The organism is Pseudomonas sp. S150 (genome assembly GCF_004526365.1).
GTDB lineage: Bacteria > Pseudomonadota > Gammaproteobacteria > Pseudomonadales > Pseudomonadaceae > Aquipseudomonas > Aquipseudomonas putida_A.
Window position 1 is genome coordinate 339,341 of the sequence record NZ_CP038207.1, and the last position, 18,942, is coordinate 358,282.

General features: G+C 60.4%; 19 protein-coding genes. 13 read left to right on the forward strand and 6 right to left on the reverse strand.

Translation table 11 applies throughout. The features are described 5' to 3' along the window. Positions 1 to 17: 17 nt before the first annotated feature. Positions 18 to 740, reverse strand: a complete 723-nt coding sequence (gene rph, locus E3Z29_RS01645; RefSeq protein WP_027610407.1) for a ribonuclease PH — start codon at positions 738 to 740, stop codon at positions 18 to 20. Between the two features lie 270 nt (positions 741 to 1,010). Between rph and E3Z29_RS01650 the strand changes: the two genes are divergently transcribed. The 6 genes from E3Z29_RS01650 to E3Z29_RS01675 all read left to right on the forward strand — a co-directional run bounded on the left by E3Z29_RS01650 (position 1,011) and on the right by E3Z29_RS01675 (position 6,318). Then, complete coding sequence (locus E3Z29_RS01650) at positions 1,011 to 1,874, forward strand: YicC/YloC family endoribonuclease (protein WP_102356281.1); 864 nt, start codon at positions 1,011 to 1,013, stop codon at positions 1,872 to 1,874. 10 nt (positions 1,875 to 1,884) lie between these two features. Next, entirely contained in the window at positions 1,885 to 2,505 is a 621-nt protein-coding gene (gmk, locus tag E3Z29_RS01655) for a guanylate kinase (RefSeq protein WP_003229498.1), read from the forward strand. A 167-nt stretch (positions 2,506 to 2,672) separates the two neighbouring features. Further along, positions 2,673 to 2,936 carry a DNA-directed RNA polymerase subunit omega gene (rpoZ, locus tag E3Z29_RS01660; protein ID WP_003229503.1) on the forward strand — a complete coding sequence of 88 codons (264 nt, stop codon included), beginning with the start codon at positions 2,673 to 2,675 and terminating at the stop codon, positions 2,934 to 2,936. Positions 2,937 to 2,993: 57 nt separating this feature from the next. Beyond that, positions 2,994 to 5,099 (forward strand): bifunctional GTP diphosphokinase/guanosine-3',5'-bis pyrophosphate 3'-pyrophosphohydrolase, encoded by a 2,106-nt coding sequence (gene spoT / locus E3Z29_RS01665; RefSeq protein WP_007920338.1) that lies wholly within the window; start codon positions 2,994 to 2,996, stop codon positions 5,097 to 5,099. 24 nt (positions 5,100 to 5,123) lie between these two features. Continuing rightward, a complete protein-coding gene (locus E3Z29_RS01670; protein ID WP_003229509.1) occupies positions 5,124 to 5,504 on the forward strand; it encodes a RidA family protein in 381 nt (126 codons plus the stop codon). 73 nt (positions 5,505 to 5,577) lie between these two features. Then, positions 5,578 to 6,318, forward strand: a complete 741-nt coding sequence (locus tag E3Z29_RS01675; protein WP_027610405.1) for a hypothetical protein — start codon at positions 5,578 to 5,580, stop codon at positions 6,316 to 6,318. A gap of 136 nt (positions 6,319 to 6,454) precedes the next feature. On the opposite strand, the gene E3Z29_RS01680 is transcribed toward E3Z29_RS01675, so the two are convergent. After that, complete coding sequence (locus E3Z29_RS01680; protein WP_098966278.1) at positions 6,455 to 7,312, reverse strand: SDR family oxidoreductase; 858 nt, start codon at positions 7,310 to 7,312, stop codon at positions 6,455 to 6,457. A 188-nt stretch (positions 7,313 to 7,500) separates the two neighbouring features. On the opposite strand from E3Z29_RS01680, the gene exbB reads away from it, so the two are divergent. The 6 genes from exbB (at position 7,501) to E3Z29_RS01710 (ending at position 14,387) form a co-directional block, all read left to right on the forward strand. Next, on the forward strand, positions 7,501 to 8,457 hold the full coding sequence (gene exbB, locus E3Z29_RS01685; protein ID WP_098966280.1) for a tonB-system energizer ExbB: 957 nt from the start codon (positions 7,501 to 7,503) through the stop codon (positions 8,455 to 8,457). A gap of 6 nt (positions 8,458 to 8,463) precedes the next feature. Then, positions 8,464 to 8,892 carry a TonB system transport protein ExbD gene (gene exbD, locus E3Z29_RS01690; protein WP_007962355.1) on the forward strand — a complete coding sequence of 143 codons (429 nt, stop codon included), beginning with the start codon at positions 8,464 to 8,466 and terminating at the stop codon, positions 8,890 to 8,892. Further along, the gene (locus E3Z29_RS01695; protein ID WP_134784988.1) at positions 8,889 to 9,638 is read left to right on the forward strand and encodes an energy transducer TonB; all 750 of its coding nucleotides are present in this window, start codon (positions 8,889 to 8,891) and stop codon (positions 9,636 to 9,638) included. Before exbD ends, E3Z29_RS01695 begins: the two co-directional genes overlap by 4 nt. Before the next feature lie 254 nt (positions 9,639 to 9,892). Further along, a complete protein-coding gene (locus tag E3Z29_RS01700) occupies positions 9,893 to 10,822 on the forward strand; it encodes a hydrogen peroxide-inducible genes activator (RefSeq protein ID WP_027610401.1) in 930 nt (309 codons plus the stop codon). A 9-nt stretch (positions 10,823 to 10,831) separates the two neighbouring features. After that, positions 10,832 to 12,907: an ATP-dependent DNA helicase RecG gene (recG, locus tag E3Z29_RS01705; protein WP_134784989.1), complete on the forward strand. Its 2,076-nt coding sequence runs from the start codon at positions 10,832 to 10,834 to the stop codon at positions 12,905 to 12,907. A 79-nt stretch (positions 12,908 to 12,986) separates the two neighbouring features. Next, a complete protein-coding gene (locus E3Z29_RS01710) occupies positions 12,987 to 14,387 on the forward strand; it encodes an aminoacyl-tRNA deacylase and HDOD domain-containing protein (protein WP_134784990.1) in 1,401 nt (466 codons plus the stop codon). Positions 14,388 to 14,651: 264 nt separating this feature from the next. On the opposite strand, the gene E3Z29_RS01715 is transcribed toward E3Z29_RS01710, so the two are convergent. Then, positions 14,652 to 15,035, reverse strand: coding sequence for a helicase (locus E3Z29_RS01715; protein ID WP_134784991.1), 384 nt, complete (start codon positions 15,033 to 15,035; stop codon positions 14,652 to 14,654). A 522-nt stretch (positions 15,036 to 15,557) separates the two neighbouring features. On the opposite strand from E3Z29_RS01715, the gene E3Z29_RS01720 reads away from it, so the two are divergent. After that, the gene (locus tag E3Z29_RS01720) at positions 15,558 to 15,929 is read left to right on the forward strand and encodes a DUF6124 family protein (RefSeq protein ID WP_134784992.1); all 372 of its coding nucleotides are present in this window, start codon (positions 15,558 to 15,560) and stop codon (positions 15,927 to 15,929) included. A 507-nt stretch (positions 15,930 to 16,436) separates the two neighbouring features. Here the strand turns inward: E3Z29_RS01720 and E3Z29_RS01730 are convergent. The 3 genes from E3Z29_RS01730 to E3Z29_RS01740 all read right to left on the reverse strand — a co-directional run bounded on the left by E3Z29_RS01730 (position 16,437) and on the right by E3Z29_RS01740 (position 18,941). Then, complete coding sequence (locus E3Z29_RS01730) at positions 16,437 to 17,036, reverse strand: lysozyme inhibitor LprI family protein (protein WP_134784993.1); 600 nt, start codon at positions 17,034 to 17,036, stop codon at positions 16,437 to 16,439. Beyond that, positions 17,033 to 18,121 (reverse strand): M48 family metallopeptidase, encoded by a 1,089-nt coding sequence (locus E3Z29_RS01735; protein WP_134784994.1) that lies wholly within the window; start codon positions 18,119 to 18,121, stop codon positions 17,033 to 17,035. Before E3Z29_RS01735 ends, E3Z29_RS01730 begins: the two co-directional genes overlap by 4 nt. A gap of 61 nt (positions 18,122 to 18,182) precedes the next feature. Further along, positions 18,183 to 18,941, reverse strand: coding sequence for a lysozyme inhibitor LprI family protein (locus tag E3Z29_RS01740; protein WP_134784995.1), 759 nt, complete (start codon positions 18,939 to 18,941; stop codon positions 18,183 to 18,185). Position 18,942: the final 1 nt, after the last annotated feature.

The following is an 18,942-nucleotide window of genomic DNA, read 5'->3' on the forward strand; positions in this document are numbered from 1 at the left end:
GCGGGTTGCGAACCTGCTCAGTCGGCCAGTGCAGCCTTTTGCAGTTCGAAGATTTCGTTCATGCCTTTCTTCGCCAGTTCCAGCATGGCGTTCAGATCTTCAGGCTGGAACGGCGCGCCTTCGGCGGTACCCTGGACTTCGATGAAGCCACCGGTGCTGGTCATCACCACGTTGAGGTCGGTCTCGGCGGCGGAATCTTCAAGATAGTCCAGATCCAGCACCGGCTCGCCCTGATACATGCCGACCGATACCGCGCCGATCATTTGCTTGAGCGGGTCGCCGCCTTTCAGGCCGCCGCGCTTCTTGATCACTTTCAGTGCATCGACCAGTGCCACCATGGCGCCGGTGATAGAGGCGGTGCGGGTGCCGCCGTCAGCCTGGATCACGTCGCAGTCGACGTACAGGGTCACGTCGCCCAGCTTGGACATGTCCAGCGCAGCGCGTAGCGAACGGCCGATCAGGCGCTGGATTTCCAGGGTGCGGCCGCCCTGCTTGCCACGGCTGGCTTCACGCTGGTTACGCTCGCCAGTGGCGCGCGGCAGCATGCCGTACTCGGCGGTCAACCAGCCCTGGCCTTGCCCTTTGAGGAAGCGCGGCACGCCGTTTTCGACGCTGACGGTGCAGATGACCTTGGTATCACCGAATTCGACCAGTACGGATCCCTCGGCGTGTTTGGTGTAGTTGCGGGTAATGCGGATCGAGCGAAGCTGATCGGCAGCGCGACCACTTGGACGTTTCATAGGGAATACCTGTACTGGGGACGGAAAACTGCCGAGCATTATAGAGCGCTGCACCGCGCCTGGGCACGGGTTAAAAATTCCGACCGTCGACCCAGAGGCCTGAAACGCGCATAACCGACGGCCTGCAGCCCTTTGTCACACCGTGTGTTTGGGCGCATCCGCCGCACTGCGCTACAATCCTGCGCCTTTGCTGCCAGTCGGCTTAAATTCATTGATATCGAGCCTGCGGAACATCCCTTCTGCGCCGATCTGCATTGCGAGGTCACCGCCATGGTGCACAGCATGACCGCCTTCGCCCGCGTCGAGAAAGCCGGCGTCCAGGGCACCCTGAGCTGGGAGCTGCGCTCGGTCAACAGCCGCTATCTGGAACCGCACCTGCGCTTGCCGGAGTCGTTCCGCGACCTCGAGGGCGCGGTGCGTGAAGCCCTGCGTCAGGGCCTGTCGCGGGGCAAACTGGAATGCACCCTGCGCTTCACCGAAGAAAGCACCGGCAAGCCGTTGCAGGTCGACCGCGAGCGCGCCGCGCAACTGGTCGCCGCCGCCGAAACCGTTGCCGGCCTGATCAAGAACCCGGCAGCACTCAACCCGCTGGAAGTGCTGGCCTGGCCCGGCGTACTGGTGGCCGACGCCACTGATCCACAGGCGCTGAACGCCGAGGCGCTGGCGCTGTTCAATCAAGGTCTCAAGGAACTCAAGGCCGGCCGCGAGCGCGAAGGCGCGGAGCTGGCACGCCTGATCAACGAGCGCCTGACTTCCATTGAAGAGGACGTCGTGACCTTGCGTGAACTGGTGCCGCAGATGCTCGCGACCCAGCGTCAGAAAGTCCTCGACCGCTTCACCGACATGAAGGCCGAACTGGATCCGCAGCGCCTGGAACAGGAAATGGTCATGCTCGCGCAAAAAAGCGATGTGGCCGAAGAACTGGATCGCTTGAGCACCCACATCATCGAAGTGCGCCGGGTGCTCAAGTCCGGCGGTGCCGCCGGTCGGCGCCTGGATTTCCTGATGCAGGAGCTCAACCGCGAAGCCAACACACTGGGCTCCAAGGCCTTCGATCCGCGCAGCACCCAGGCCGCCGTCAACCTCAAGGTGTTGATCGAGCAGATGCGCGAACAAGTGCAGAATATTGAGTAAGGCAACAGACATGACCCACAGCACCGGCACCCTGTACATCATTTCCGCGCCATCGGGCGCAGGCAAGAGCAGCCTGGTCAAGGCTTTGACCGATGCCAATCCGGAGATCCGCGTCTCGATCTCCCACACCACCCGCGCCATGCGTCCGGGTGAAGTGGACGGCGTGAACTATCACTTCGTGACTCGCGAAGAGTTCGTGAAGATGGGCGAGCACGGCGATTTCCTCGAACGCGCCGAAGTCTTCGGCAACTTCTATGGCACCTCGCAAAGCCGCCTGCAGCAGACGCTGGACGAAGGTCACGACCTGATTCTGGAAATCGACTGGCAAGGCGCCGAACAAGTGCGCAAGCTGATGCCGCAAGCACGCTCGATCTTCATCCTGCCGCCGTCGTTGCAAGCATTGCACCAGCGCCTGACCAACCGTGGCCAGGACAGTGACGAGATCATTGACGGGCGGATGCGCGAAGCCGTCAGCGAGATGAGCCACTATGTCGAGTACGACTATCTGATCATCAACGACGATTTCGCCCATGCACTGGACGATCTTAAGGCGATTTTCCGCGCCAATCAGCTGCAACAGAAACGCCAGCAGGTACGTTTCGGCAAATTACTGGCCGAACTGCTCGGTTAATCAGCACTTCCCAAAACCGCTGCAAGCGCTTTACATTGGTGCTTGCAGCGCGTTGAAGGGTCTGGTCAAAAAATCAGCGCTTCCCTAATCGCTGGTGATTTTTTAAACTGCTCAGTCCGCTCGCCCAACCGGGCAGCGCGCATATTGCATTCGCTCCGAGGAATACCATGGCCCGCGTAACCGTTGAAGACTGCCTAGAACACGTGGAAAACCGCTTTGAGCTGGTCATGCTCTCTACCAAGCGTGCCCGTCAACTGGCCACCGGCGGCAAAGAGCCACTGGTCCAGTGGGAAAACGACAAGCCGACCGTTGTCGCCCTGCGTGAAATCGCAGAAGGCCTGATGAGCTACGAGTTCATCGCCGAGCAGGAAATCGTCCACGAAGACCCGGTCTTCGCTGCGTTCGAGGACGAGTCCAACGAGGCCGTCTAAGCCTATGCCTGGTCGACGTAGCACGGCGCGGGAACACAGCCTACGGCAGGAGTCATCATGCCGAGCATAGACGCCCTCGCCGATCGCTTATCGACCTACCTCGGCAACGACCAGGTCAACCTGGTCCGCCGAGCGTATTTCTACGCCGAACAAGCCCATGACGGCCAACGCCGCCGCAGTGGCGAGGCGTACGTCACGCATCCCCTTGCCGTGGCAAATATTCTTGCCGACATGCACATGGACCATCAGAGCCTGATGGCCGCGATGCTGCATGACGTGATCGAAGACACCGGTATCGCCAAGGAAGCGCTGCAAGCGCAGTTCGGTGAAACCGTGGCCGAACTGGTCGACGGGGTCAGCAAACTGACCCAGATGAACTTCGAGACCAAGGCCGAAGCCCAGGCTGAAAACTTCCAGAAAATGGCCATGGCCATGGCACGCGACATTCGCGTGATCCTGGTCAAGCTCGCCGACCGCCTGCACAACATGCGCACGCTGGAAGTGCTGTCCGGGGAAAAACGTCGCCGGATCGCCAAGGAAACCCTCGAAATCTACGCGCCCATCGCCAACCGGCTGGGCATGCACGCGATTCGTATCGAATTCGAAGACCTCGGCTTCAAGGCGATGCACCCGATGCGTTCCGCGCGGATCTACCAGGCGGTCAAGCGCGCCCGGGGCAACCGCAAGGAAATCGTCAACAAGATCGAAGAGTCCCTCGGCCACTGCCTCGCGATCGACGGCATCCAGGGCGAAGTCAGCGGTCGCCAGAAACACCTTTACGGCATCTACAAGAAAATGCGCGGCAAGCGTCGGGCCTTCAACGAGATCATGGACGTCTACGCGTTCCGGATCATCGTCGACAAGGTCGATACCTGCTACCGCGTGCTGGGTGCTGTGCATAATTTGTACAAACCGTTGCCGGGACGCTTCAAGGATTACATCGCGATTCCCAAGGCCAACGGCTATCAGTCGCTGCACACCACGCTGTTTGGCATGCACGGCGTACCGATCGAGATCCAGATCCGCACCCGCGAAATGGAAGAAATGGCCAACAACGGCATTGCCGCTCACTGGCTGTATAAATCCAGCGGTGACGAGCAGCCGAAAGGCACTCACGCCCGCGCCCGCCAGTGGGTCAAAGGTGTGCTGGAAATGCAGCAACGTGCCGGCAACTCGCTGGAATTCATCGAGAGCGTGAAGATCGACCTGTTCCCGGACGAGGTCTACGTGTTCACGCCCAAAGGCCGGATCATGGAGCTGCCCAAAGGCTCCACGGCGGTCGACTTTGCCTACGCGGTGCACACCGACGTCGGCAACAGCTGCATCGCCTGCCGGATCAACCGCCGACTCGCACCGCTGTCCGAACCGCTGCAAAGCGGCTCCACGGTCGAGATCGTCAGCGCCCCTGGCGCGCGGCCGAACCCGGCGTGGCTCAACTTCGTGGTCACCGGCAAGGCACGTACGCATATCCGCCATGCACTGAAACTGCAACGTCGCTCCGAGTCCATCAGCCTCGGCGAACGCCTGCTGAACAAGGTGCTCAACGGTTTCGACAGCTCACTGGAGAAGATCCCGGCCGAGCGCGTCAAGGCGATGCTCACCGAATACCGCCTCGAACTGATCGAAGATTTGCTCGAAGACATTGGTCTGGGCAACCGCATGGCCTATGTCGTGGCGCGCCGCCTGCTCGGCGAAGGCGAGCAGCTGCCGAGCCCGGAAGGCCCGTTGGCGATTCGCGGTACCGAAGGTCTGGTGCTCAGTTACGCCAAATGCTGCACGCCGATCCCGGGCGACCCGATTGTCGGGCACCTGTCGGCGGGCAAAGGCATGGTCGTGCACCTGGACAACTGCCGCAACATCAGCGAAATCCGGCACAACCCGGAAAAATGCATCCAGCTCTCGTGGGCCAAGGATGTCACCGGCGAATTCAACGTCGAGCTGCGCGTCGAGCTGGAGCACCAGCGCGGCCTGATCGCGTTGCTGGCCAGCAGCGTCAACGCGGCCGACGGCAATATCGAGAAAATCAGCATGGACGAGCGCGATGGCCGCATCAGCGTCGTCCAACTGGTGGTCAGTGTCCACGACCGTGTGCACCTGGCCCGCGTGATCAAGAAACTGCGCGCCCTGACCGGGGTCATCCGCATCACCCGCATGCGTGCCTAATTCACACCTAACAAGGAGTCATACATGACCAAGACCGTTATCACCAGCGACAAGGCCCCAGCTGCCATCGGTACCTACTCCCAGGCGATCAAGGCCGGCAACACTGTCTACATGTCGGGCCAGATTCCTCTGGACCCAAAGACCATGGAACTGGTTGAAGGCTTCGAAGCCCAGACCGTCCAGGTGTTCGAGAACCTCAAAGCCGTAGCCGAAGCTGCCGGCGGTTCGTTCAAGGACATCGTCAAGCTGAACATCTTCCTCACCGATCTGAGCCACTTCGCCAAGGTCAACGAGATCATGGGCAAGTACTTCGACCAGCCGTACCCGGCCCGCGCGGCCATCGGCGTTGCTGCCCTGCCGAAGGGTTCGCAGGTCGAAATGGATGCCATCCTGGTCATCGAGTAATGCGCACGGCGCAGCCTTCAAACGCTGCGCCGACTGCTCTGCGGTAAAGAAAAGGTTTTGAAAGGATTCCACCATGCGCAAAGCGCTTGCTCTCTCGCTGCTCGCCATTTTCCTCGGCGGCTGTGCCAGCGACCCCGCCGACCGTGACATCAGCGGCACTTGGATCAACCAGGTGGCGATCGACGCTGCTGCCAAGGGCGGCCCCCTGCGCGAAGCGCTTCAGGCCTATGGCCCGAACCTGGAGTGGGACGTCAACACCAAGGCCGGTCAGGCCCGCTACACCAACGGTTTCGAGAACGTCGAAGGACGGCTGCAGGGCGAACAGTCCGGCGCCTGGAAAGTCGACTTCTATGGCAGCTCCGGCAGTGAGCTGAAGCGCGACGGCGGACGGATGAAACAAGCCGCCACCGAGAACGAGCCGGATCAGTTGTTCGACCGCGCACAAATCCCAGTGCCGGAAGGCGCACCGATTGGCGCCAGTTTCGAACGCGCACTGTATTCGGCCTATCTGGGCGGCAGCTGGAAGATTGCCAGCGGCGACGGCGAAGGCAACACCGTGCAGTTCCAGGCCGATGGCCAGGTCTCCGGCCTGCCCGGCGCCGACCGCTATGCCCTGTGCCTGGCAGGCGACTGCGCCTCGATGAACAGCGACCACGACAGCATGTGGCTGCAACTCAACGGCCAGGGCAACAACTGGATCTTTGCCCGCAAAGGCAAGGCGCTGGAGATTTTCCAGGCAGTGAATACCGCACTGGCGGATGAAATGCCGCAGTTCACCCCGGGTGAACGCAAGTGGTTGCTTGAGAAGCAGTAACCGCGCCTGAAAGTAACACTTAACCCTGTGGGAGCGGGCTTGCTCGCGAAGAGGGTGTGTCAGTCGACATCATGTTGCCTGACACACCCTCTTCGCGAGCAAGCCCGCTCCCACAGTGGTTTGTGGCGTTAGAAAGTCAGCACTTGCCTTCAAGAATCGCCGCATAGCCTTCACGGTAACTCGGATACGTCGGCGTCCAGCCCAGTGCCTTCGCCCGGGCATTGCTGCAGCGCTTGCTGCCGGTGCGGCGTACGCTGGCGTCTTCCGCCCAATCGGTGACACCCAGATACTCGCGTAGCCAGGCGACCACTTCGGCCAAGGGTGCGGGCGCATCGTCCACCCCGATGTAAACATCCTGCAACGGCGTGCCCTGATGAGCTGCCTGCAGCAGAAACGCCATCAGCCCCGCCGCGTCATCAGCATGAATGCGATTGCCGTATAGCGGCGGCTCGACCGCCACCCGATAACCGCGACGCACCTGGGTCAACAGCCATTCACGTCCCGGGCCGTAAATGCCGGTCAGGCGCACAATGCTCGCCGGGATGCCGCTGTTCAGCGCCACTTGCTCAGCCTCAAGCATCACTCGCCCGGAATAGCCGCTGGCGACGGTCGCTGAATGTTCGTCGACCCACTCCCCTTCCTGCTGCCCGTACACACTGCTGCTGGAAACGAACAGCAGCCGCTCAGGGGTCTGCCCATAGTCGTCCAGCCAGCTCAGCACGTTCTGCAAACCCTGCACGTAAGCCGCACGATAACCGGCCTCATCGTGATCGGTTGCCGCTGCGCAATACACCAGGTAATCCACCGCCCCGACCGGCCAGGTCTCTGGGCAATCTTCCTTGAACAGGTCTCCGGCGACGCCGATGACGCCATCCGGCAAACGCGAAACATCACGGCGCAGACCATGCACCTCCCAGCCGGCGGCCAACAATTGCGTAGCCAGACGACTGCCGACGTCACCGCAACCGGCAATCAAAACAGAAGGCGCGGACATGAAAAAACTCCCAAACGAAAGGAACAGACTAGCCCTCGCAAAGGACGAACGGCTAGCAATGAAGGAAAAAAAGAAACTCTATTACTTTTGTTAACAAGAATTACTTGCAATAATGCATCCCACTTTTGTTCTCGGCCTCACGAGGCCTGGAAGAGCATCACCGTTTTTCTACCTCAGGTCCGGCCAGCATGACACGTAATCAATTCCCCGCTTCGCCAACCACACGACCTCGCGCCTGGAGCGCGGTGGCGGCCCTGCTGCTCAGCCTGATGCTGGCGCCGACCGCTGCTTTCGCTGACGCACAAGCGCCAGCCGCTCCGGCTGCCACCGAACAGCACGCGCCTGCTACCGCCGCGCCAGCCGCCACCGACCCGGTACAGGCTGTAGACGCCAGCGCAGCAGACGCGCCTGAAGTGCTCGAACCTGACAACAGCTTGGGCATGGCCCACGACCTGTCGCCATGGGGCATGTACCAGAACGCCGACATCATCGTGAAAATCGTGATGATCGGTCTGGCCATCGCTTCCATCATCACCTGGACCATCTGGATCGCCAAAGGCTTCGAGCTGATGGGCGCCAAGCGTCGTCTGCGCGGTGAAATCGCTGCCCTGAAAAAAGCCGCGACCCTCAAGGAAGCCAGCGCCACTGCGGCAAAGGAAGGCACCCTCGCCAACCTGCTGGTGCACGACGCCCTCGAAGAGATGCGCCTGTCGGTCAACAGCCGCGAGAAAGAAGGCATCAAGGAGCGCGTCAGCTTCCGTCTTGAGCGTCTGGTCGCAGCCTGTGGCCGCAACATGAGCAGCGGCACCGGCGTCCTCGCCACCATCGGTTCCACCGCGCCGTTTGTCGGCCTGTTCGGCACCGTGTGGGGCATCATGAACAGCTTCATCGGCATCGCCAAGACCCAGACCACCAACCTCGCCGTCGTGGCGCCGGGCATCGCCGAAGCGCTGCTGGCCACCGCGCTGGGGCTGGTTGCCGCGATTCCTGCGGTGGTGATCTACAACGTGTTCGCCCGCTCCATCGCCGGCTACAAGGCGCAGGTGTCCGACGCTTCGGCGCAGGTCCTGTTGCTGGTCAGCCGTGACCTCGATCACCAGCCTGAGCGCAGCAGCTCACAACCACACATGGTGAAAGTGGGGTAATCGGCCATGGGCCTGCATTTGAAAGAAGGCGCAGACGACGATCTGGCCGAGAACCACGAAATCAACGTCACGCCGTTCATCGACGTGATGCTGGTGCTGTTGATCATCTTCATGGTGGCCGCGCCACTGGCTACCGTGGACATCAAAGTCGACCTGCCGGCCTCGACCGCCAAACCGGCGCCGCGCCCGGAGAAACCGGTGTTCCTCAGCGTTAAAGCCGATCAGCGCCTGTACATCGGCGACGACGAAGTCAATGCCGATACCCTTGGCGCCGTGCTCGACGCCAAGACTCAGGGCAAGAAAGACACCACCATCTTCTTCCAGGCCGACAAGGGTGTGGACTACGGCGACCTGATGAGCGTGATGGATAAATTGCGCTCGGCCGGTTACCTGAAGGTCGGTCTGGTGGGCCTCGAGAGCGCAGCCAAGAAATGATCACGACGCGCCATAAGATGACGCGTTACAGCGGTAGCCTGGCCGTGGTGCTGGGCGTTCACGCGCTGGCCATCGCGCTGGCGCTGAACTGGACCGCCCGCCCGCCCATCGAACTGCCGCCGCAGGCAATGATGGTTGAGCTGGCACCGGTTCCGACCCCGCCACCGCCTGCTCCGCCGAAAGTCGTCACACCGCCGCAGCCACCGGCTCCGGTCGAAGAGTTGCCGATTCCGAAACTGGCTGAAGCACCCAAGCCCGAGATTGCCGTACCGAAGCCCAAACCCAAGCCAAAGCCGAAACCGCAGCCGCCCAAACCGGTGGAGAAAAAACCGGAACCGGTGAAGGAAAAACCTTCCGAGGAAAAACCGGCGGAGACGCAGCCGACCCAGGCCCCGACGGAGAAATCCGCCCAGCCGGCACCGGGACCGTCGCCCGCACAAATGGCCGCCAAGGCCAGCTGGCAAAACACCCTGCTCGCGCACTTGGGCAAGTACAAAAAGTACCCGCAAAGCGCACAGGCACGGGGCAAGGAAGGCCTGAACCGTCTGCGTTTCGTGGTGGATGCCGAAGGTAATGTGCTGTCGTTCGAACTGGTGGGCCGCTCGGGCAACGCCGATCTGGACCGGGCCACCCTGGAAATGATCCGCCGCGCACAACCGCTGCCCAAGCCACCGGCCGACATGCTCAACAACGGCTCGATCGAAATTGTCGCGCCGTTTGTGTACTCGCTGGATAAACGCCGCTGACCCATTGTGGGAGCGGGCTTGCTCGCGAAAGCGTCGTGTCAGTCGACATCCATGTATCTGACACACCGCATTCGCGAGCAAGCCCGCTCCCACAGGGTCGACAGTGAGATCGAAAAGGCACCGAAAGGTGCCTTTTGCCTATCTGGCAACGGCAAACTCACATTGCCCGGTGTCGCATTCCTCACTCAGTCTGATAACGTGCGTCTATCGATTGCAGCCGTTATGCTTGGCCCGCAACTTCATGGACGCTTGCTATGACCCTCACAGAATTACGCTACATCGTTACCCTCGCCCAAGAGCAGCACTTCGGCCACGCCGCCGAGCGTTGCCACGTCAGTCAGCCGACCCTGTCGGTGGGCGTGAAAAAACTTGAAGACGAACTCGGTGTGCTGATTTTCGAGCGCAGTAAAAGCGCCGTGCGCCTGACCCCGGTCGGCGAAGGCATCGTCGCCCAGGCGCAGAAAGTCCTGGAACAGGCGCAAGGCATCCGTGAACTGGCCCAGGCCGGCAAGAACCAGCTGACCGCCCCGCTGAAAGTCGGCGCGATCTACACCGTCGGGCCGTACCTGTTCCCGCACCTGATTCCACAACTGCACCGGGTCGCCCCGCAGATGCCGTTGTACATCGAAGAAAACTTCACCCACGTGCTGCGCGACAAACTGCGCAACGGCGAGCTCGACGCGATCATCATCGCCCTGCCGTTCAACGAAGCCGACGTGCTGACCCTGCCCCTGTACGACGAGCCGTTCTACGTCTTGATGCCGGCCCAGCACCCGTGGACGCAAAAGGAATCCATCGACGCTGCCCTGCTCAACGACAAGAGCCTGCTGCTGCTCGGCGAAGGCCACTGCTTCCGCGACCAGGTGCTTGAGGCCTGCCCGACCCTGACCAAAGGCAACGATGGCGCCAAGCACACCACGGTGGAATCCAGCTCGCTGGAAACCATCCGCCACATGGTCGCGTCCGGTCTGGGCATCTCGATCCTGCCGCTGTCAGCGGTGGACAGCCACCACTACGCCCCGGGCGTGATCGAAGTGCGTCCACTGTCGGCGCCGGTGCCATTCCGCACCGTGGCGATTGCCTGGCGCGCGAGCTTCCCACGGCCGAAAGCCATCGAGATCCTCGCCGACTCTGTTCGCCTGTGCTCGGTGGCCAAGCCCGCCGCACCGGTCACGGCCGGTTAAGCCAGCGTCATGACTGAGCTGTCGCAGGTGTCGGTCACCGCACTCAAGGGTGTCGGCGAAGCCATGGCCGAGAAACTGGCCAAGGTCGGCCTGGAGAATCTCCAGGACGTGCTGTTTCACCTGCCGCTGCGTTATCAGGATCGCACCCGCGTGGTGCCGATCGGCCACTTGCGACCGGGCCAGGACGCCGTGGTCGAAGGCACCGTCAGCGGCGCCGACGTGGTCATGGGCCGGCGTCGCAGCCTGGTGGTGCGCATGCAGGACGGCACCGGCGGACTGAGTCTGCGCTTCTACCATTTCAGCAACGCGCAGAAAGAAGGCCTCAAGCGCGGCACGCGGATTCGCTGCTACGGCGAAGTCCGGCCCGGCGCTTCGGGGCTGGAAATCTACCATCCGGAATACCGCGCCATCACCGGTGACGAACCGCCGCCCGTGGATGAAACCCTGACCCCGGTTTACCCGCTCACCGAAGGCCTGACCCAACAGCGCCTGCGCCAGTTGTGCATGCAGACCCTGACGCTGCTCAAGCCAAACACCCTGCCCGACTGGCTGCCGACCGAACTGGCCCGCGACTACCAACTGGCGCCGTTGGCCGACGCGATCCGCTACCTGCACAACCCGCCCGCCGATGCCGATGTCGATGAGCTGGCCCTCGGTCATCACTGGGCCCAGCATCGGCTGGCCTTCGAAGAGCTGCTGACCCATCAACTGTCGCAACAACGTCTGCGCGAAAGCATGCGTTCACTGCGCGCGCCAGCGATGCCGAAGGCGAAAAACCTGCCGCCGAAATACCTGGCCAACCTCGGCTTCAACCCGACCGGCGCGCAACAACGCGTGGGCAACGAAATCGCCTACGACCTCAGCCAGCACGAACCGATGCTGCGGCTGATTCAGGGCGATGTTGGCGCGGGAAAAACCGTGGTCGCCGCCCTCGCGGCGCTGCAAGCGCTGGAGGCCGGTTATCAGGTCGCGCTGATGGCGCCGACCGAGATCCTCGCCGAGCAACACTTCATCACCTTCAAGCGCTGGCTCGAACCGCTGGGCATCGACGTCGCGTGGCTGGCCGGCAAGCTCAAGGGCAAGAATCGCGTCGCCGCACTGGAACAGATTGCCAGCGGCACGCCGATGGTGGTCGGCACCCACGCGCTGTTCCAGGACGAAGTGCAATTCAAGAATCTGGCGTTGGTGATCATCGACGAACAACACCGCTTCGGCGTGCAGCAGCGTCTGGCGCTGCGGCAGAAAGGCGTCGGCGGGCGCATGTGTCCGCACCAACTGATCATGACCGCCACGCCGATCCCACGCACGCTGGCGATGAGCGCCTACGCCGATCTCGACACCTCGATCCTCGACGAACTGCCGCCCGGTCGCACCCCGGTCAACACCGTGCTGGTCACCGACACCCGTCGCGTCGAAGTCATCGAACGGGTGCGCAGCGCCTGCGCCGAAGGGCGTCAGGCCTACTGGGTGTGCACGCTGATCGAAGAGTCGGAAGAGCTGACCTGTCAGGCCGCCGAAACCACGTTCGAAGACCTCACCGCCGCCCTCGGCGAGCTGAAAGTCGGGCTGATCCACGGGCGCATGAAGCCTGCCGAGAAAGCAGCGGTCATGGCCGAATTCAAGGCCGGCAACCTGCAACTGCTGGTCGCCACCACGGTGATTGAGGTCGGCGTCGACGTGCCCAACGCCAGCCTGATGATCATCGAAAACCCCGAACGTCTCGGCCTCGCGCAGTTGCACCAATTGCGTGGCCGCGTTGGCCGGGGCAGCGCGGTCAGCCATTGCGTGCTGCTCTACCATCCGCCGCTGTCGCAGATCGGCCGCCAGCGCCTGGGCATCATGCGCGAGACCAACGACGGTTTCGTCATCGCCGAAAAAGACCTCGAACTGCGCGGCCCCGGCGAAATGCTCGGCACGCGCCAGACCGGCCTGCTGCAATTCAAGGTCGCCGACCTGATGCGCGACGCCGACCTGCTGCCCGCCGTGCGCGATGCCGCGCAAGCTTTGCTCGAACGCTGGCCGACTCACGTCAGCCCACTGCTCGACCGCTGGCTGCGTCACGGGCAGCAATACGGCCAAGTGTGAGCACCGTCGCAGTTTGTGCAGGATCGTTCCTACAGAGCTGGTTATACTCCTGCCATTGTTTCAAAAACGGATACAGACCATGACTGACGCAGCTCTCGCCCCTGAACTTCCGCACGCGCCGTCTGTAATTCGGCTGCTGCTCGGCAAGCTGGGGATCGCCTACGAAGAAGTGCTCGACCACCACGGCCTCAACGCTTCGCGCAAGGTACAAGCCGTGTTGCTGGACGATGCCGTCGGCGCGCTGATGGTGCTGTTTCCGCAGAGCCAGTTGCTCGACCTCAACCGCCTCGCCGAACTGACTGGCCGGCGCCTGACCGCCGTGTCCACCGAGCGCCTGGAAAAGATGCTCGGCAAACACAGCCTGAGCCTGCTGCCGGGCCTGCCGGCACTCACTAGTTCGCCGTGCCTTTACGAAGAAAGCCTGCTGCGTGAACCGAAGCTGCTGATCAACTCCGGCGAGCCGGGCCTGCTGCTGGAAATCGCCAGCGAAGACTTCAAGAGCATGCTGACCAAGGCCAGCGCCGCCAATTTCGGCGAAGCCCTGAGCAGCATCCGCCCTAACCTCGACCGCCCGGACGATGACCGCGAGGAAATCACCCAGGCCGTGCAAGCGTTCACTGCACGCCGGATTCAGCAGCGTCTGGAAGCGACCATCGAGATTCCCCCGCTGGCCGAGACCGCGCAAAAAATCATCAAGCTGCGCGTCGACCCCAACGCCACCATCGACGACATCACCGGCGTGGTCGAAACCGACCCGGCGCTGGCTGCACAAGTGGTGAGCTGGGCGGCGTCGCCGTACTACGCTTCGCCGGGCAAGATCCGTTCGGTGGAAGACGCGATCGTTCGCGTGCTCGGCTTCGATCTGGTGATCAACCTGGCGCTGGGCCTGGCCCTCGGCAAGACCCTGAGCCTGCCGAAAGACCACCCGCAACACACCACACCGTACTGGCAGCAATCGATCTACACCGCCGCCGTCATCGAAGGCCTGACCCGCGCCATGCCCCGCGCCCAGCGCCCGGAAGCCGGCCTGACCTACCTCGCCGGTCTGCTGCACAACTTCGGTTACCTGCTGCTGGCTCACGTGTTCCCGCCGCACTTCTCGCTGATCTGCCGCCACCTGGAGGTCAACCCGCACCTGTGCCACAGCTACATCGAGCAGCACCTGTTGGGCATCAGCCGCGAACAGATCGGCTCCTGGCTGATGCGCTACTGGGACATGCCGGACGAACTGGCCACCGCCCTGCGCTTCCAGCACGACCCGAACTACGACGGCGCCTACGCCGAATACCCGAACCTCGTCTGCCTGGCCGTGCGCCTGCTGCGCGGGCGCGGGATCGGCTCCGGGCCGGATGAAGACATTCCGGATGCGCTGCTGGAGCGTGTTGGCCTGACTCGCGACAAGGCCAATGACGTGGTCAGCAAAGTGCTTGAGGCTGAAGTCCTGCTGCGTGAGCTGGCTTCGCAATTCAGCCAGGCTTAAAAACTTCGCGAGCAAGCTCGCTCCCACAAGGTTTCGGTGACCTCCTGTGGGAGCGAGCTTGCTCGCGAAGAATCCACCCCAATCTACCTGCCTGACACAAAACCTGTGGTGAGGGGATTTATCCCCGACCGACTGCGCAGCAGTCGCAAACCCAGGCAACAGGGTGTGTCAGTTATATCGAGGTCTCAGGTTTTGGGGCCGCTGCGCAGCCCATCGGGGATAAATCCCCTCGCCACGACAGCCCATCTTCTCAAGCCCTTCTACTCAAGCCTTGGGCTTGGCCTTCCTCGGCTTCAAATACTTCATCAATCCCTGAAACCACATCACCAGCGCCGGATTCCCCTTCAGCTGGATCGACTTGTCCTGAATCCCCTGCATAAACGCCAGCTGCTTGTTCTTCGCCTGCATCGTGGCAAAGGCATAACCCGCATCCTTGAACGCAATCGCAAACGCCGGCTCCGTCACCACCCCAGACTTGCTGGTAACGCGCTGATTCTTCACCACGAAATGCCGCGCCACTTTCCCGTCCAGCGTCTGCAGCTGAAACACCAGATCCTTGTCACCCAACTGCTGCTGGAACGCAGGATTTGTCCGGCTGGCCTTACCCATCAACAAACCCATCATCCACAGAAGAAAACGAAATTTCATGCGCACAGCCTCAAAAGGAAAATGATCGGCCGGGGCAGTGTAAGGGATTCAGACGATAACGCCACTATCTGCCGCTATTGGAAGATGATGCAGACCATTTCCCGCACGATGACCGCCAAGTCACAACTCGGCACCCACCGTCCTACACCTGTTGAAACACATCCCTGTAGGAGCTGCCGAAGGCTGCGATCTTTTGATCTTCCGGCCTGCAAACCTATGGGAAATTTCCTGCAAAGTGCCGCGATACCTATGAACTAGGCAGGTTGGCAGTTCGTCGATAGCCTCTGTGTGTCGCCGCAAAATCGGTGACTCGGACGTGCAAGTCCGGTTCAGGTGCACATTCGTTGATGGCATTTCGCCGAGCGTTTTCCTATGCTCGCGGATCGTTATGGCGGCTGTGCGTCGGAGACCTTCGGGTCTGCCGGCCACCTGGACCGGTCTTGCACACCAACGCACAGCTGCCACCTCTTTCGAAGTGCAAAGCGAATAGGTGTCGGCCTCACAACTCCAGGAAGCTGCACCATGATCAAACCAACACCCAATCCCCCCGAAACCCCAGACATATCGCCTTACGAATCGCTGGAATCCAAGAAATTCCACGAAGCCGCCGAACGCGCCCTCGACCACCATTTCAAACCGCGCACCGAATCCCAACCCAAACGCGAAACCGGCCTCTTCAGCCTCGCCCCCGGCACCGATGCCGAAGCGCTCATGGCCAATGCCTCCGAAGACCTCCTGTCCATCAGCGCCATCGCCTGCGACCTCGCCGACGACCTCCACGGCTCCCGCCGCTCGGTAGCACTGGCCCTGAGCAGAATGGCGGATGGGGTGCGATTGATGGTGGAAGGGACGCTCGACCATATTGAAGTGCGAAACCTGGCGGCCAAGTCGTAGCGGGATTTGCGGATGAAAAAAGGGGACTTTAAGTCCCCTTTCTCAAGTACGTGAGTCACCACTGACAGCCTGTTTCAGGCAAAGCATTCATGTTGCTATCGTGTTCGAATATGTACTTCTTTCCGGACTTACGGTTTGTGTAAACGATTCCGTAAAAGAAGGGATCCTGGCTCGCCATTACATAATCACCAGTCACAAGGCCTCCAGACACCTCCACCCACTTCGTCGTGATTTCGGGGGGCCGATTAGGGTTCGGAAACTCTTCTTCCGAGCCTCCATAGACGAGAGTAAGCGCCTCTTTCGACTTACTGTACCTAACGCTCGCAACTTGCCATTTGGCGCTCGAGTCGTGATAGGTCCGCAATTCAAAATTGCTGCTCTTACCCTCTTGTGAACGGAAGCAATAGATCTCCGTTTTGACCTCGCTGTGAGCCACAAGAGGAAAGAGGAAAGAGGAACGACAACGCAACAGATAACATCCGGATTGATTTCAAACCGATCATTCCTTCAACGGTTCAGAGGTAACTGAAAGCGCATCCGCACGCTGCAATTCGCGAAATCCTCACGGAACAAACGCTCGCTCATTTCGCAGTGCCCATCCGCATATTGCTTCCAAAGCGGATCATCGAACTCATCCCCTCCCAGTCGCTCAATGGCGGCCGCTAAATTTCTCTCACGATCCTTCCCCACAATCGCAGATGCCGCTTTGTAAAAGCCATCTAGCGGTAAGCCCGTCTGCAGAGCAACCAACTCCCCCAACCGAGCATTGGTTGTTTGCACGAGACACGCGAGCCTTTCGATGGGTGCCTCTGCACCGGGCAAAGCCGACTGATAGATATCCTCGCAAAACGACTCTTTGAAACGCACCCATTTCTTCTGCACATCGGTCAGCTGATTCTTGTCAGCAGGCGCCAAACTGACCAAAACTTTCTTATATTGCTCATTCAACACTGCATCGACTTTCTCGAAAGTCTGCTGACCACAAATGATCAAATCGGGATTGGAAAAACTGTCGGGATTACAGACTTCTTGGGCATGCGCAGGAATCAGCAAAGCAGCAAAAGAAACACCCGCGACCAGCCTACAGAGCGCCTTGAGTTTGATCATGACCCGGATACTCCGCCACTGCGCTCAGCTACCCGAGCAGGAATTTTCAAAGCCTTTCCCGCGTCCGACATACGCGATGCATATTGCTTGTACGCCGATACAGCTCGCTCTTTATCGTTCATAGCCCAATAGCTATCTGCGAGATTCAGGTAAGCCACCGTCCGCGCTGGGTTGTGTGCAATCACCGCATTCAACAGCTCAATCGACTCAGCGTAGTAACCCGCCTCGCCCAGTAAAAACCCAAGGTCGTTGGACCAGCCGGGACGCTGCGGGTAGTAGTACTTTGCGACGATATAGCTATCCGGGGGACAAGTGTCATGCGAGCCGCCGCCCATCAACGCGTAGCTCATCGTATCCTTGAAGGAAGAGTCATCACCCTTTCGGTAGGCTGCCAGCGCAATATCCAGCAAATCAGCCGAATCGACGGTCATCAATTTCTTTCTCACGCCCTTAATACTGCCAGTACGAGCAACCTGCAGCTTCTGCAGCGCTTCACGCCCATCGAAAGAAGCGAGAGTGATGGGGCCCAATGTCTGCACCGGCAACTCCACTACGCTGACAAGCGACCGGTCACAGGAGTCGTTGTTCGCCACTTCCAGGAGAGCTTTCAGCTCAAACTGCTTTGAACCTCTGTTGAAGGCGAACAACAGGTTGAAGTTATAAACCGCGTTATCTTCTTCGCTGGTTACTAGCGCGATGTAATCCCCAGCCTCAACAAACGGTTGCTTGACCACAGCTTCCTCAGCCTGTGGATCAATGACGGTCATTACGCCAGGGCGACCTTTGAGTACATGGACGCTGAATTCACCCTGAAGCGCAGACGAGTACTGACTTTTGATCAGAGGCAGCGCCTTCGACGTATCGAGCAAGATGTCCTCATCACGTGTCTGTACCGGCGCAATCAACAATCGGTTGGAGGCCTCGTCCGCATCTCCTGCCAGAACAAATACGTTTTGCCGTGATGCATCACCCAGCAAGCTAGCCGGAATTTCCTTGAGGACTTGGGGCGCAGCAAGCGCGGGAGAACCCGGTACAGCGACACAACAAGTTAGAGCGCAGAGAACGCTCTGCAATACGCGTTTCACTTTCTTCAATCCTTGATTCAATCAAATGATGTCCAAATACACCCCAATAGAGCTTGTCCGATTAGGCACCGGGTTCAGGCGCGCCGCACTTCAGTTCTTTAATTCGCTCATTCTGGATCGGTATCACACAAGCGAGCCGTTTCTCTCCTTCCCCACGAAGCTCGAACAAGCTGAGCGTCAGGTGTAAACCATCGGCAGCAAATGCATGATCCTCAAACAATGCACTGACATAACCATTCCAAAACGATTTGCCGTCAAAACTGCAAAACCGCTGGGAGGACAGAACTCTCCAACCGCCGTTGGGCGCCAGAATCTGGACCGACAGGCATGGGCTGCCAAAGGTGCTGACATAACGTGCCACGACATTGCCGAAGCGCTGGGAGCCGGACAGGTACACCTTGTTGAGATCGAGCACATTACCCGGCTCATCAGCGACGATTGTGTCCAGGTAAGCCGCACGCTCCAGACTCAGTCTGGCCATGCAGTTGTTGATCGTCGTGACATGCGCTGCCACCCCTGGCTCGATTTCCGTGGCTTCAAGCGGGCATGTGGTGTCGCGTAGCTTGATCCAGGCGCGCTGGGATTCTCTGGCCATGGCGACCAGCGCCTTGCCCTGCTCAGGGTCAAGCCGTTGTTGAGCCTCAAACCGTCTCAGCAGTTTCTTGTAGCTGGCATTGAGTTGCGTGTCGGCTTCCTTGCGGGCTGCCTCCACACACCGATCGACCTGGGCGCTGACGGTGATTTCTTTGCAGTCGTCCTCGGCCATCGCAAAAGAGGCAAACAGGCATCCAAAGGACAACGCGATAAAACGCACAAACATG